Here is a 12,887-nt window from a genome sequence, read left to right as displayed (position 1 = left end):
CACTACAGCCGAGAGAAGGGTTCGGCGTAGCGGAACTCGCCGGTCATCGCCGCCTCGTACGCGGTCAGCGGGCGCACCTGGAAATGGTCGGCCCAGGTCGGCTCGTCGGGCACGATGCCCAGCCGTGCGCCCGGGACGAAACCGAAACGCGGGTAGTACTCCAGGCTGCCCAGCAGGCCCACCAGCGGTTCGTCCAGGGCGTCGGCGGCGCCGAGGGCGGCGTGCAGCAGTGCGGAACCGATCCCTTCACCCTGCCGTGGCGGCAGCACGCCGACCGGGCCCAGCGCGAGCACCGGGAACCGGCCCACCGTGGCCCGGGTGAGGCAGACGTGCCCGACCACACGCTCCTGCACCTCGGCGACCAGCGATAACGTCGGGATCCAGCCGTGATCGCTGCGCAGCCGGTGGACCAGATCCACCTCCGCGGGGTCGGCGGCCGCCGCCGCCGCGCCGTGACCGGGGTGCGCCTGTGCGAAGGCCCCGCGATGCACCGCATCGATGGAGAGGATGTCGCCGGCCTGCTCGCGCCGGATCAGCACGGTCACCTCTCCTTCCGCCCGGGACGTCCCGTCGGGCCCGAGTGAGCTTGTTGCTTCGAGTGTGCGCGCCGGTACCGGCGACCCGCAACGCCGCCACGGTGTGCCAGACTGCACACTCGTGGCAGACAGCGCGCCGGTGGCGGCGGATTCTCCCCTCGGCCCCACCCGGCGCGAGGTGGCGGCCATGATCGACCACACCCTGCTCGCCCCGGAGGCCACCGCGGACGCGGTGGCGGCCACCGTGGCGGAGGCCGGTGAGCTCGGCGTCCTCGCGGTCTGCCTGTCACCGTCGATGCTGCCCGTGCGGGCTCCGGGCCTGGTGGTCGCGACCGTCGCCGGTTTCCCGTCCGGTAAACACCATGCGCTGGTGAAGGGTTCCGAGGCGCGGCTGGCGGTGGAACAGGGCGCCGACGAGGTCGACATGGTCATCGACGTCGGTGCCGCCGTGGCCGGCGACTACGACGCGGTGCTGGCCGAGATCCTCACCGTCCGCGAGGCGATCGGGGACCGGGCGCTGCTCAAGGTGATCATCGAGGCGGCGGCGCTGCCGGATGCGGCGATCGTCGCGGTGTGCCGCGCCGCCGAGCGCGCGGGCGCCGATTTCGTGAAGACCTCCACCGGTTTCCATCCCGCGGGCGGCGCCTCGGTGGCCGCGGTGCGGTTGATGGCCGAGACCGTCGGCGGGCGGCTGGGGGTCAAGGCCAGCGGCGGCATCCGGACCGCCGCGGCGGCCGCCGCGCTGATCGCCGCGGGCGCCACCCGGCTCGGCCTGTCCCGTTCCCGCGAGGTGCTGGCCGGATTCCCCGAGTAGGCACCGCTCAGCACCGCATGGTGGTGTTCTGGTTCGCCGCCAGCTTCGTCGCGCCGCCCGCGAGGCGGACCGCCAGGCCGTTGTCGGTGACCTGCACCGAGGTCGGGTGCATGTCCAGCGGGTAGGTCTGGAGGCTCTGGGTCATCAGATCGACGATGCCGGAGACCAGATCGGTGGGCAGGCCGATGCCCAGCAGCGACGCCGATGCGGTGGTGACCTGGATCTGGTTGCCGACGATCTGCGGTTTCAGTTGCAGATCGGCCAGGCCGCCGAGCACCTTCACGGTCAGCATGCCGTCCGAGGCGCTGGACTTCACGTCGGACACCATGCCGTTGAGGGTCTGCTGGATGCCGTCGTCGGTCCAGGTGACGTCGGCGCTGCTGTGGCCGACGTTCGCGCCGCCGTCGACCACCGCGACGTCGTTGATCGTCGCGTGCACCTTCATGCCGACGGCGGGGCCGAACTTGGCGTCGTCGCTGTCCATCGTCACCGAGCCGACCTTGTGATCGATCGCGGTGAGCAGCAACGGTTTCGCCCCGAAGTGCACCGACACCTTGGAACCCAGGTCGTGCTCGGTCTGCGCCGCGATGCAGTCGGCGTAGTGCTTGCGGTAGTAGGTCTCCGCGCCGATCAGGGTGGCGACCACGGCGAGCGCGACGACCAGCCCCGCGATCAGGAGGTTGCGCCGCAGGTTGCCGGTGCCGCCGGTGCCCGCGCCGGTGGCGACCGTGGTGTCCGGGGGGTACGAACTCATGTCCGCGATTCTTCCCGAGCTTTCATGAGCCACCCCTGTGGCGCGGCTGAGAGCACGGCCAATTTCTCGGTCCGTGCCGATTGCGGCATACGACCCAGCCCGCCAGCGTAACCTGGATCACATGTCCGGCGATGACGCTATCAAGGAAAGTCGCGATTCGGACTCCGATTGGTGGGCGCTGCGCCAACTGGCCCAGCGGCATGCCGGATACTTCACCACCCGCCTGGTCTGGCGCACTCGGTGCGAGGACCGGATCCGCACGGGACTCGACGACGGGTCCGTGATCCGGGTCGGGGTCGGGCTGCTGCGGATGGCCGACTGCCCGGCGGGCCCGCTCGACGAATACGCGATGTGGTCGGCGTGGTTCGACGGCGCCGCCGCGGTCTCCCATCACAGCGCGGCCGAACTGCACGGATTGGGGCGGCTGCGCCCGCGATTCGTGCACATGTCCGCCGGTGACGGCCGGTTGCCCAGCGCTCCCGGGCTGGTGGTGCTGCGCCGGGTGCTGCACGGGCGGGATGTGGAATCCGCGGGCACCTTCCTGGTCACCACGCCGGTGCGGACCGTGCTCGATCTGGCCGAGGCCGGGATCGGGCAGGAGGCGCTGACCGAGGTGGTCACCGACGCCATCGCCATCCGCCGCTGCGCGGGCGCCGAGATCCGGCACGCCGCCACGATCCTGCCGCCGCAGACGGCCGCGCGGTTACGCCGGGCGCTGTCCCGGGCCTGAGGGCGGATTCGGCGCCACCGCCTGCCACGGCACCGTGAGCACACAGTCGCGCAGTCGGCGGCGGGTGAGCCGGATCGGAAAACCGTTCTCGTGCAACAGTTTCGCGGCGGCGCGCCAGCGCACCCGTGGTCCGTAGGGCGCCAGCGGCGCGGCCCGCGCCCAGGCCCGGTCGGCGGCGGACAGCAGCGCGTGCACCGGCTCCCCCGCGACATTGCGGTGGATCAGCGCCTTGGGCAGCCGCTCGGCGATGTCGGAGGGGCGTTCGACGGTGAACGGATCCCAGGCCAGCGTCAGCGACAGCGGGCCGGAGCGGTCCAGCAGTATCCAGGCGCAGCGCCGGCCCAGTTCGTCGCAGGTGCCGTCGACCAGCAGGCCGCCGGGGGCGAGGTTGCCGAGCACCGTCGACCAGGCCGCGGCGACCGCCTCCTCCGGATACTGCCGCAGCACGTTGAACGCGCGGACCAGCACCGGCCGCAAGCCGGCCAGTTCGAAACCGCCGCGGGCGAATCGGACCCCGTCCCGGTCCGGCACCACCCGTTCGGGGTCGATCTCCAGGCCGACCACCCGGACCTCGGGCCGCACCCGGCGCAGCCGCGCCGCCAGTTCCAGCGTGGTGACCGGGCTGGCGCCGTAGCCGAGGTCGACGACCAGCGGGGCCGGGGCCCGGTGCAGCCGGTCGATCACCAGGTCGTCGTGGATCAGCCACCGATCGCTGCGGCGCAACCGATTCACCCCGGTGGTACCGCGGGTGACGGTGCCGATCGGGGTGCGCCCGGTCAGGCCAGGGGGTTGTGCTCGTCCAGCCACTGCTTGGTGAACTCCGCTTCGGCTCGCAGCAGGTCCACCAGACTGACCAGCATCAGCTGTTCCAGTCTGGCGCCCAGGAACGGGATCTGCACGGTCGCGATGTTGGTGATCCGCAGCGTGCAGCCGGTGTCGGTGGGGAACAGGTGCATGCTGCCGCCCAGCCCGCCCGGCGGACCGGACGGGATCTCCGCGACGTACTCGCCGGACACCTCGGGCCCGAACGGCCCGTACACCTCGCGGCGGGTGATCACCATGTCCCGCCGCAGGATCGACTGGGCCAGATCGGGGAGCATGACCCGCGGCAGCACCTGCTCCAGCACGATCTCGACACCGCTGTCCCCGGCGTCGAGGGAGACCACCTCGTTGGGGGAGTACTTGCGCATCTCCTCCATCCGCGCATCCCAGTAGGCGCGGTCCGACAGCAGCGCGTACACCTCTTTCACGGTCCGCAACGGAAAGCGGGCTGAGTAGTTCAGTCGGCGGGTCATGGGCGTTGAGGGTACTTGGTGTGACTCACGACTCTTCCGCCACGGCCGCATTATGACCGCGTCGGCAACCGTGTCCGGTGCCGCCGGCGCGGGGTGATCAGTGCTGGGAGACCCAGGTATCGGTGAAGGCGGCCTCGGAAGCCAGCAGTTCCAGCAGCTTCTCGGCAACCACGGCCTCGATCTTCTTGCCGAACAATGGGACCGCGACGTGCACCGAACCCTCGACGGTGGCGGTGGTGCCCGTGCCGGCCTCGGTCAGGGTGACCGTGCCCTTCACTTCGGCGGGCGCGCCGTCGACGTGGGCGGTGAAGGTGCCGGTGTTGGAGCCGGCGGCGTAGACCTCGGTGCGCGGGATCATCATGTCGCCGGGCCGCACCGAGGTGATCGAGCCGGGCAGCTCCGACGACGGGATGGTCTGCACCATCCGCACGGTGAGCTCCTCGCCGTCCAGTTCGAACGATTCGAGCCGGGCGCCGGGCCCGCCGACCTCGGCCAGCCGGTCCTTCCAGTACTGCTCCGAGGCGATTGCCGCACGGACCGCGTCCGCCGAATGCGAGTAGGTAGCGGTGAACGCCAGGGGTGTCGCCATGGGTCCACACGCTACCGTCTGTGGTCGTGCGTACACATCAGGTGGTGCCGTTCGACGAGGTGAGCGAAGTGTTGTCGGCAACCGGTGCGCGGCTGCGCGATTCGGTGCCGCTGGCTGCGCTGACCACGCTGCGGGTGGGTGGTCCGGCGACGGTCGCCGACTGCGTCACGACCGACTCGCTCGTGGCGACCGTGCGGGCCCTCGACGCCGCCGGAATTCCGGTGCTGCTGCTCGCCGGTGGTTCCAATCTGCTCATCGGGGACGACGGGTTCGGCGGGGTGGTGGTGCGGGTCGCCACCACGGCCGTGGAATTCGGTGACGATCGGGTGCTGGCCGAGGCCGGCGCCGACTGGGACGCCGTGGTCGCCGCGACCGTCGCGGCCGGATTCGGCGGACTGGAATGCCTGTCCGGGATTCCCGGGTCCGCGGGCGCGACGCCGGTGCAGAACGTCGGCGCCTACGGCGTCGAGGTGGAACAGACGATCCGGCGGGTACGACTGCTGGACCGCGCGACCGGCGACGTCCGCTGGGCCGAACCGGGGGAACTAGGTTTCGGTTACCGCACCTCGGTGCTCAAGCACAGCTCCGCGGCGGTGGTGCTCGCGGTGGAATTCGCGCTGCGGCCCGACGGCACGAGCGCGCCGCTGCGATACGGGGAACTGGCCCGGATGCTCGACGCGGCCGATGGCGGAACCCGGCCCGCCGCGCAGGTCCGGGCCGCGGTGCTGCGGCTGCGGGCGGGCAAGGGCATGGTGCTGGATCCGGCCGATCACGACACCTGGAGTGCGGGCTCGTTCTTCACCAATCCGGTGGTGCCGCGGGACCAGGAGCGGCGGATTCTGGACGCGATCGCCGCGCATGTGGGGGATGTCACAGTGCCGACGTACCCCGCGCCGGACGGCGTGAAGTTCTCCGCGGGCTGGCTGATCGAGCGGGCCGGCTTCGCGAAGGGCTTCCCGGGCCCGGACGCACCTGCGCGTTTGTCCACCAAACACACGCTGGCACTGACCAATCGAGGCACCGCCACCGCCGCCGATCTGGTGGCGCTGGCGCGTATCGTGCGCGACGGTGTGGCGGACCGATTCGGCGTCCGGTTGGAACCCGAGCCGGTGACCATCGGCGTTACACTCTGACGGCGTGGTGTTCACCACGGTGTCAGCGGCCGGGCCGGTAATTTTTTCGCGGTAGATTCGAGAAAATGAACGTCCGAGGAGCTGTGAGTCGTCGTGCCCTGCTGATGGGGGCGGCCGGCGTCGCGACGGCCGCGGTCGCTACGGCATGCTCGAGCGGCAAGTCCGGTAGTGGCGCGGCCACACCCGCCACCCCGGCCGCTCCGAAGGTGAAGGTCAAGCTGGAGCCCGGCGACGGGAGCACCGGGATCAGTCCGGTCGCGCCGATCTCGGTCACCGTATCCGACGGGCACATCGATCAGATCGCGCTGACCAACGCCAACGGCAAGCAGGTCACGGGTGATCTCGCCGCGGACCGCACCGGTTACAAGGTCTCCGAGCCGCTCGGCTACAACGCGACCTACACCTGGAGCGGCACCGCGGTCGGCACCGACGGCAAATCCACCCCGATCTCCGGCAAGTTCACCACGCTGGCCCCCAAGCAGTCCGTGCCCGCCACCATCAACGTCGGTGACGGGCAGGAGGTCGGCATCGCGGCCTCGCTGATCCTCCAGTTCAAGAGCCACGTCGTGAACAAGGCGGCGGTGGAGAAGGCGCTGACTGTCACCACCACCCCGGACACCGAGGGCGGCTGGGCCTGGCTGCCCGACGAGAACGGCGGTTCCCGCGCGCACTGGCGGCCGCACAACTACTGGGCGCCCGGCACCGCGGTGAGCTTCGGCGCCAAGCTGTACGGGCTCGACCTCGGCGACGGCGCCTACGGTTACGGCGATCTCACCTCGCAGTTCAAGATCGGGCGCAGCCAGATCGTGAAGGGCGTCGCATCGACGCATCGCGTGCAGGTGATCCGCGACGGCCAGATCGTCTTCGACTTCGCGTGCAGTTACGGCGAGGGGAACGAGCCGCGCAACGTGACCCGTTCCGGCATCCACGTGGTGACCGAGAAGTACGAAGACTTCATGATGTCGAATCCGCCCTTCTACACCAACGTTCGCGAGCGCTGGGCCGTACGCATCTCCAACAACGGCGAATTCATTCACGCCAACCCGGAATCGGCTTCCGCGCAAGGTAATTCGAACGTCACCAACGGCTGCATCAACCTCGGCACCGAGGATGCGCAGAAGTACTTCCCGACCGCGCTCTACGGCGACCCGGTCGAGGTCACCGGCACCTCGATCGCCCTGTCGGCGGCCGACGGCGACATCTACGACTGGACCATCGACTGGGACACCTGGAAGACGTTGTCCGCCTTGCACGGTGAACCGGCCGGCGTGGTGTCGGCCACCCCGCTGCCGCCGCAGGCGGTCGGCGGGCACTAGGCCGCGCGCGGCGGACCGGCCTCGATCCGGCGGAGAGCGGCAGCGTATTCGCCGGGCCCGGGGCGGAATCCTTCCACCCACCAGGTCGCGCCCGCGGCGGCGATGGCGGCGGTGGTCTCGCGGGCCGCGGCCGGTTCGGTAGCGAGGGTGCGGCCGGTGATCACGACATCGAACGGGTCTGTGCTGCTGCGTAGTTCGCCGATGGTCGCGACCAGTTCGGTGACCGCGGCCGGGGTGGGACGCCAGGAGCCGGCGGCCGGGTCGACCATGGTCGGCGCGACACCGTCCCAGCGCACCGCGCGGTGCAACGGCCGGCGGTGGGGCCAGTCGCAGCCGATCCACACCGGTGGGCGCGGGCGTTGTATCGGGGTGGGGCGGAAGGTGACCTCGGTGGCGGTCAGGTGCTCGCCGTGGAAATCCACCTGTTCGCCGGACCAGAGTCCGGCGAGGACGGCCAGACCCTCGTCGAGCCGGTCGGCCACCTCCCGTGGTCGCACGGATTCGCCCCAGGTGCCGAATTCGGCGGGCAGTGTGAAACCCAGCCCCGCGCCGAACACCAAGCGGCCGCCGGACATCCGGTCCAGCGTCGTGGTGCGGCGCGCCAGCGGGCCGGGACGGTAGCGGGCCACTGGAGTGACCATGGGGCCGAAGCGGATTCGCGTGGTGGCCGCGGCGACCACGGTCAGCAGCACCCACGGGTCGGCGGTGTCGATCGGTCCGTAGGCGAAAACCACGTGGTCCCAGACGAAGAAGCCGTCCCAGCCGGCCGCTTCGGCGCGCCGCGCCAGCTCGGCGACCTGCCCGGGGTCGGTGAACTCGCCGAGGTTCGGCACGGACACTGCGAATCGCACCCTCGGATGCTACCGAGCCCGATGCGGAATCGGGACGCGCCGAACAGGATTCGTGCCGGATCACGGCGACGTCCGAGCTGATCGCCACACCGGCCCACGCTCGCGGTGTCCGAGCGTGGCGGGATCCGACCGTCGCTGTGCCCGACGGTTGCGGCGGCTGACCGCTGCGGCGGCCTGCCGCCGCACTGCCCGGCCGGGGGCACCGAGTGCGGTGGAATCCGGCTGTCGCGGTGCGTGATTGCGGCGGCCGACCACCGGACAGCCGGACGCCGTGGCAGGCGGGTGCGGTGGTCAGCCGCGGCGGGCGAAGCGGCCGGCGGCGCCCTGGTCGCGGGGTTTGACGATGATCTGGTCGAGGTTGACGTGGGCGGGGCGGTCGGCGACGAAGCCGATGATCTCGGCGATGTCCTGGGCCACCAGCGGGTCGATGCCCTGGTAGACCTTGGCGGCGCGGTCGGCGTCGCCCTCGAAGCGGACCAGGGAGAATTCGGTTTCGACCGCGCCGGGGGCGATTTCGGTGAGCCGCACGGGCTGGCCCAGCAGTTCGTCGCGCAGGGTGCGGTGCAGGACGCCCTGGGCGTGCTTGGCGGAGGTGTAGCCGCCGCCGTTCTCGTAGGTGGTCAGCGCGGCGATCGAGGTGACGGTGACGATCAGGCCGTCGCCGGAGGCGATCAGTTTCGGCAGCAGCGCCTTGGTGACGCGCAGCGTGCCCAGCACGTTGGTCTCCCACATCCAGCGCCAGTCGTCCAGGTCGGCCTCGGCGACCGGGGCCAGGCCGTGAGCGCCGCCGGCATTGTTGACCAGGATGTCCACTTGGTCGACGGCGTCGGTGAACGCGCGCACCGAGGCGTCGTCGGTCACGTCCAGCGGCAGTGCCGTCCCGCCGATCTCGTCGGCGAGCCGCTGCAACCGGTCCAGCCGCCGGGCCCCGACGACGACGTGACAGCCCTGCGCCGCGAGCTGACGGGCGGTGGCTTCCCCGATTCCGGAACTGGCGCCGGTGACGACGGCGGTGCGAGAGGTCATGGGCCGAGCTTAGGACGTGGCCGTCGCGGGTTGCCCGGTCGGCGGCGGTGATCACCGCCACGACGTGCCGCTAGCCTGGCGGCATGTCGATTCGGGAAGTCGTGAGCGCGGACGGTACCGCCATCGTGTACCGGGTGACCGGGCCCGCGGACGGGCGGCCGCTGCTCCTGCTGCACGGGTGGGCGGGCAACCTCCGGTGCTGGGGCCGCGCCGCCGACGTGCTGGCCCGGCGGTTTCGGGTGCTCGCCGTCGACCTGCGCGGGCACGGCTACTCCGATGCGCCGGAGGGTGGTTACGACGATCCGGCGAACTGGGCCGCCGATGTCGCGGCGGTGCTGGCCGGGGAGGGGATCGAGACCGGGGCAGTGCTGCTGGGCTGGTCCTACGGCGGCATCGTGCTCAGCGACTATCTGGCGCGGTACGGCACGGTTGCGGTCGCCGGTGTCGTCTACTGCGGCGCGCAGGCCGGGATCGGCCGGGGCGTGCCGGGTTCGGAACCCGGCCCGGCGATGCGCACGGCCATTCCCGACGTGTTCGAGGAGAGCGCGGGCAAGGCGATACGCGGGTTCGGAGCGTTCGGCAGCGCCAACACCGGCGCCGGGCGGGACAAGGGTGTCGACGCGCAACGCCTGTTCGGCGGCAGCCTCGCAACCCCGCCCCGGGTCCGCAAGGCCCTGATGTACCGGACCGTCGACAACACCGCCACGCTGCGCACTCTCGACGTACCGGTCCTGGTCCTGCACGGCCTGGAAGACCCCGTGGTCCCGCCGGAGAACGGCCGCTACACCGCCGCGGCCGTCCCGGATTCCCGCACCTCGTTCTGGGAGGGTGCCCAGCACGGCCTGTTCATCGAGGACCCGGACCGCTTCGCCGCCGAGGTCACCGAGTTCGCCGACACCCTGCCGAGCGCCTGAGGGACATCCGGAACGTTCCACTCGGCGGATATCAGCGGCTTTGTGCTGTTGAACCGTTGTGCTGCAACGGGTTCCGTGGTCCGGATGGTTTCGCGGTGATCCGGCCGGGTATCGCCCCGGCATGTGTCGAACCGGAGCAGCGCCGAGACCGTGGCCAGGTGTGTGGGTGAGCGCACAGAACTCCGGGTGGCGAACGGGTGCCCGCTTGTGACGGCAGTCACTCGGTGGCGGAGCGAGCGAGGCCGCTCGGAACCGGCCGTGCACACTGGAGGGGTGAGTCAACGCCCGGACCTACGGCCCCATCGGATCGCCGTGTTGTCGGTGCACACCTCACCTCTCGCCCAGCCGGGTACCGGAGACGCGGGCGGTATGAACGTCTACGTGCTGCAAACCGCCGTCCAGCTGGCCCGCCGCGGCGTCGAAGTGGAGATCTTCACCCGGGCCACCTCCTCCAACGACGAGCCGGTGGTGGAGGCCGCGCCGGGGGTGCTGGTGCGGCACGTGGTCGCCGGGCCGTTCGAGGGGCTGGACAAGCACGATCTGCCCACCCAGCTGTGCCCGTTCGCCGCCGAGGTGCTGCGGCAGGAGGCCCGGCATCTGCCCGGTCACTACGACCTGGTGCATTCGCACTACTGGCTGTCCGGCCAGGTCGGCTGGCTGGCCCGGGACCGCTGGCGGGTGCCGCTGGTGCACACCGCGCACACGCTGGCGGCGGTGAAGAACGCCTATCTCGCGGAGGGCGACACCCCGGAGCCGGTCGCGCGGGAGATCGGGGAGAAGCAGGTCATCGCCGAGGCCGATCGGCTGGTCGTCAACACCGGTGACGAGGCCCGGCAGTTGGTCGACCTGTACGGAGCCGATCCGGACCGCATCGATATCGCGCTGCCCGGCGCCGATCTGACGCGCTATCGGCCCGGTGACTCCGCCGCCGCGCGGGCCGCGCTGGGTATCCGCCGCGACGAGCAGGTGGTGGCGTTCATCGGCCGGATCCAGCCGTTGAAGGCCCCCGACGTGCTGGTTCGCGCCGCCGCGGAGGTGCTGCGGACCGAACCGGACCGGCGGTTGCGGGTGCTGATCGTCGGCGGCCCGTCCGGGACCGGTCTGCAACGGCCGGACGCGCTGATCGAGCTGGCCGCCACCCTGGGCATCGCCGACCGGGTGACCTTCCTGCCGCCGCAGCCGCCGCAGCAACTGGTGCAGGTGTATCGGGCCGCGGACGTGGTGGCGGTGCCGAGTTACAACGAGTCGTTCGGGCTGGTGGCCATCGAGGCGCAGGCCAGCGGCACCCCGGTGCTCGCCGCGCGGGTCGGCGGGCTGGGTACCGCGGTGCGGGACGGGGTGTCCGGACTGCTGGTGCCCGGGCACGGCGCTCCGGAGTGGGCGGCCGCCCTGCGCCGCATGCTGGACGATCCGGGCCGGCTGCACCGGATGGGGGTGGCGGCCGTCGAGCACGCCGCGAACTTCTCCTGGGAGCACACCGCGGAGGGCCTGCTCGACAGTTACTCGCGCGCGTTGCTGGAGTTCCGCGGCGCGCCATCGTGGCTGGCGGCCGGCGGACCGCTGGAGGTCGGCCAGACCAGATCCCGGGCGCTGTGGCGGCGCCGGATCGGAGTGATGCGCTGATGACCGTCGCGGAGACCGCGCAGCTGGTCGAGGACGTGCTGCGCGACCACGAGATCGAGTACACCCGGGAGAACCCGGAGACCTTCGTCGCGATCCTGCCCGGTGAGCGCAAGTTCCGCACACCGGTCATGCTGACCGTGAGCGCCCACGGGGTGCGCTTCGAATCCTTCGTCTGCCGCAAGCCGGAGGAGAACGCCGACGGCGTGCACTCCTTCATGTTGCGGCGCAACGCCAAGCTCTACGGCGTCGCCTATGCGCTGGACCAGGTGGGTGACATCTATCTGGTGGGCCGGATCGCCACGTCGGCGGTGAGCGCGGAGGAACTGGACCGGATCCTCGGCCAGATCCTCCAGGCCACCGACGACGACTTCAACACCCTGCTGGAGCTCGGATTCGCCGGAGCCATTCGGCGGGAATGGGATTGGCGGGTGTCGCGCGGCGAGTCGCTGCACAATCTGCGGGCCTTCGAACATCTGGTGGACGACGCGGCCCCGGCTCCGGCCGATTCGGAGTAGCCGGAGGTGCGCGCCCCGTCGCGTGGGTGCGCTGGATACGCTCGGGGCATGGAGCTACGCGACGCGTTACGGACGACGGGGGCGGTCCGCGAGTTCACCGGCGAGCCGGTGGCCGACGAGACCCTGTACGAGATCCTCGACACCGCCCGGTTCGCGCCCAGCGGCGGCAATCGGCAGGGCTGGCGGGCGATCGTCGTCCGCGATCCGGAACTGCGTGCCGCGCTGCGGGATCTGTATCTCGTCGGCTGGTACGACTATCTGGCCCTGGGCCGCGCCGGGCTGGTGGCGTGGGCCCCGATCACCGACCGCGCGGCCGAGACCCGCGCGCTGGCCGAGGCGCGGCCGACCACCGCGCGCGAGGGCTTCGCCGAGCAGTTGCACGAGGTGCCCGCCCTGCTGGTGGTGCTGGCCGATCAGCGTGCGCTCGCCGCGATGGACCGGGATTTCGACCGGTACACCTTCGCCGGTGGCGCCTCGGTCTACCCGTTCGTGTGGAGTGTGCTGCTCGCCGCCCGCGAGCACGGGCTCGGCGGCGTGATCACCACCATGCTGATCCGCTCCGAACCGCAGGTGAAGGCCCTGCTCGGGGTGCCGGCGGAGTACGCGGTGGCCGCGGTGGTCGCGCTCGGCCACCCGGTGAGGCAGCCGACTCGCCTGCGCCGCGCCACGGTCGAGGACTTCACGACCGTCGACCGCTTCGACGGCGGAGCGTTCACCGGCTGACCGACGGCCGCCCGTGCCGTGACGACGGGCTCGAGGCGCGGATGCGGTGGGTGCGATGAGAAGGTGGC

General features: G+C 71.3%; 15 protein-coding genes. 8 read left to right on the top strand and 7 right to left on the bottom strand.

The window, feature by feature from the left end; all coding sequences use genetic code 11:
- Window positions 1-2: 2 nt before the first annotated feature.
- On the bottom strand, window positions 3-539 hold the full coding sequence (locus tag LBW94_RS41470) for a GNAT family N-acetyltransferase (RefSeq protein ID WP_225057036.1): 537 nt from the start codon (window positions 537-539) through the stop codon (window positions 3-5).
- A gap of 184 nt (window positions 540-723) precedes the next feature.
- Between LBW94_RS41470 and deoC the strand changes: the two genes are divergently transcribed.
- A complete protein-coding gene (gene deoC / locus LBW94_RS41465; RefSeq protein WP_225057037.1) occupies window positions 724-1,350 on the top strand; it encodes a deoxyribose-phosphate aldolase in 627 nt (208 codons plus the stop codon).
- Window positions 1,351-1,357: 7 nt separating this feature from the next.
- On the opposite strand, the gene LBW94_RS41460 is transcribed toward deoC, so the two are convergent.
- On the bottom strand, window positions 1,358-2,104 hold the full coding sequence (locus LBW94_RS41460) for a DUF2993 domain-containing protein (RefSeq protein ID WP_225056813.1): 747 nt from the start codon (window positions 2,102-2,104) through the stop codon (window positions 1,358-1,360).
- 121 nt (window positions 2,105-2,225) lie between these two features.
- Between LBW94_RS41460 and LBW94_RS41455 the strand changes: the two genes are divergently transcribed.
- On the top strand, window positions 2,226-2,834 hold the full coding sequence (locus tag LBW94_RS41455) for a hypothetical protein (protein ID WP_225056815.1): 609 nt from the start codon (window positions 2,226-2,228) through the stop codon (window positions 2,832-2,834).
- Here the strand turns inward: LBW94_RS41455 and LBW94_RS41450 are convergent.
- The 3 genes from LBW94_RS41450 to LBW94_RS41440 form a co-directional block, all read right to left on the bottom strand.
- The gene (locus LBW94_RS41450; RefSeq protein ID WP_416277059.1) at window positions 2,808-3,641 is read right to left on the bottom strand and encodes a class I SAM-dependent methyltransferase; all 834 of its coding nucleotides are present in this window, start codon (window positions 3,639-3,641) and stop codon (window positions 2,808-2,810) included. The genes LBW94_RS41455 and LBW94_RS41450 overlap by 27 nt on opposite strands.
- A complete protein-coding gene (locus LBW94_RS41445) occupies window positions 3,611-4,129 on the bottom strand; it encodes a DUF2505 domain-containing protein (protein WP_225056817.1) in 519 nt (172 codons plus the stop codon). The genes LBW94_RS41450 and LBW94_RS41445 overlap by 31 nt, the downstream gene beginning before the upstream one ends.
- 97 nt (window positions 4,130-4,226) lie before the next feature.
- Window positions 4,227-4,718, bottom strand: coding sequence for a DUF2505 domain-containing protein (locus LBW94_RS41440; RefSeq protein ID WP_225056819.1), 492 nt, complete (start codon window positions 4,716-4,718; stop codon window positions 4,227-4,229).
- A 59-nt stretch (window positions 4,719-4,777) separates the two neighbouring features.
- On the opposite strand from LBW94_RS41440, the gene LBW94_RS41435 reads away from it, so the two are divergent.
- Window positions 4,778-5,851 carry a UDP-N-acetylmuramate dehydrogenase gene (locus LBW94_RS41435; protein ID WP_416277063.1) on the top strand — a complete coding sequence of 358 codons (1,074 nt, stop codon included), beginning with the start codon at window positions 4,778-4,780 and terminating at the stop codon, window positions 5,849-5,851.
- A gap of 65 nt (window positions 5,852-5,916) precedes the next feature.
- Entirely contained in the window at window positions 5,917-7,167 is a 1,251-nt protein-coding gene (locus LBW94_RS41430; RefSeq protein WP_225056821.1) for a L,D-transpeptidase, read from the top strand.
- Here the strand turns inward: LBW94_RS41430 and LBW94_RS41425 are convergent.
- Together LBW94_RS41425 and LBW94_RS41420 are read right to left on the bottom strand one after the other, a co-directional pair.
- Window positions 7,164-8,018: an LLM class flavin-dependent oxidoreductase gene (locus tag LBW94_RS41425; RefSeq protein WP_225056823.1), complete on the bottom strand. Its 855-nt coding sequence runs from the start codon at window positions 8,016-8,018 to the stop codon at window positions 7,164-7,166. The two genes, LBW94_RS41430 and LBW94_RS41425, sit on opposite strands and share 4 nt — an antisense overlap.
- A 291-nt stretch (window positions 8,019-8,309) precedes the next feature.
- Window positions 8,310-9,044 (bottom strand): SDR family oxidoreductase, encoded by a 735-nt coding sequence (locus tag LBW94_RS41420; RefSeq protein WP_225056825.1) that lies wholly within the window; start codon window positions 9,042-9,044, stop codon window positions 8,310-8,312.
- Window positions 9,045-9,127: 83 nt separating this feature from the next.
- Between LBW94_RS41420 and LBW94_RS41415 the strand changes: the two genes are divergently transcribed.
- From LBW94_RS41415 to LBW94_RS41400, 4 genes are all read left to right on the top strand, one after another.
- Entirely contained in the window at window positions 9,128-9,958 is an 831-nt protein-coding gene (locus LBW94_RS41415) for an alpha/beta fold hydrolase (RefSeq protein ID WP_225056827.1), read from the top strand.
- 273 nt (window positions 9,959-10,231) lie between these two features.
- Window positions 10,232-11,581, top strand: coding sequence for a D-inositol-3-phosphate glycosyltransferase (gene mshA, locus LBW94_RS41410; protein ID WP_225056828.1), 1,350 nt, complete (start codon window positions 10,232-10,234; stop codon window positions 11,579-11,581).
- Window positions 11,581-12,096, top strand: a complete 516-nt coding sequence (locus LBW94_RS41405; protein ID WP_225056830.1) for a YbjN domain-containing protein — start codon at window positions 11,581-11,583, stop codon at window positions 12,094-12,096. Before mshA ends, LBW94_RS41405 begins: the two co-directional genes overlap by 1 nt.
- A gap of 48 nt (window positions 12,097-12,144) precedes the next feature.
- Entirely contained in the window at window positions 12,145-12,819 is a 675-nt protein-coding gene (locus LBW94_RS41400) for a nitroreductase family protein (RefSeq protein ID WP_225056832.1), read from the top strand.
- The last annotated feature ends 68 nt before the right edge of the window (window positions 12,820-12,887 follow it).

Origin of the sequence: Nocardia sp. alder85J, from assembly GCF_020176955.2 — a bacterium.
GTDB lineage: Bacteria > Actinomycetota > Actinomycetes > Mycobacteriales > Mycobacteriaceae > Nocardia.
The sequence above is the reverse complement of the archived record's forward strand: the minus strand, read 5'-3'. Positions and strand labels throughout refer to the sequence as shown.

What these genes read in the sequence shown, in the direction of transcription:
- deoC (WP_225057037.1), top strand. Translation starts at nt 724, where the DNA reads ATGATCGACCACACCCTGCTCGCCCCGGAGGCCACCGCGGACGCGGTG.
- LBW94_RS41460 (WP_225056813.1), bottom strand. Translation starts at nt 2,104, where the DNA reads ATGAGTTCGTACCCCCCGGACACCACGGTCGCCACCGGCGCGGGCACC.
- LBW94_RS41455 (WP_225056815.1), top strand. Translation starts at nt 2,226, where the DNA reads ATGTCCGGCGATGACGCTATCAAGGAAAGTCGCGATTCGGACTCCGAT.
- LBW94_RS41445 (WP_225056817.1), bottom strand. Translation starts at nt 4,129, where the DNA reads ATGACCCGCCGACTGAACTACTCAGCCCGCTTTCCGTTGCGGACCGTG.
- LBW94_RS41440 (WP_225056819.1), bottom strand. Translation starts at nt 4,718, where the DNA reads ATGGCGACACCCCTGGCGTTCACCGCTACCTACTCGCATTCGGCGGAC.
- LBW94_RS41430 (WP_225056821.1), top strand. Translation starts at nt 5,917, where the DNA reads ATGAACGTCCGAGGAGCTGTGAGTCGTCGTGCCCTGCTGATGGGGGCG.
- LBW94_RS41420 (WP_225056825.1), bottom strand. Translation starts at nt 9,044, where the DNA reads ATGACCTCTCGCACCGCCGTCGTCACCGGCGCCAGTTCCGGAATCGGG.
- LBW94_RS41415 (WP_225056827.1), top strand. Translation starts at nt 9,128, where the DNA reads ATGTCGATTCGGGAAGTCGTGAGCGCGGACGGTACCGCCATCGTGTAC.
- LBW94_RS41405 (WP_225056830.1), top strand. Translation starts at nt 11,581, where the DNA reads ATGACCGTCGCGGAGACCGCGCAGCTGGTCGAGGACGTGCTGCGCGAC.
- LBW94_RS41400 (WP_225056832.1), top strand. Translation starts at nt 12,145, where the DNA reads ATGGAGCTACGCGACGCGTTACGGACGACGGGGGCGGTCCGCGAGTTC.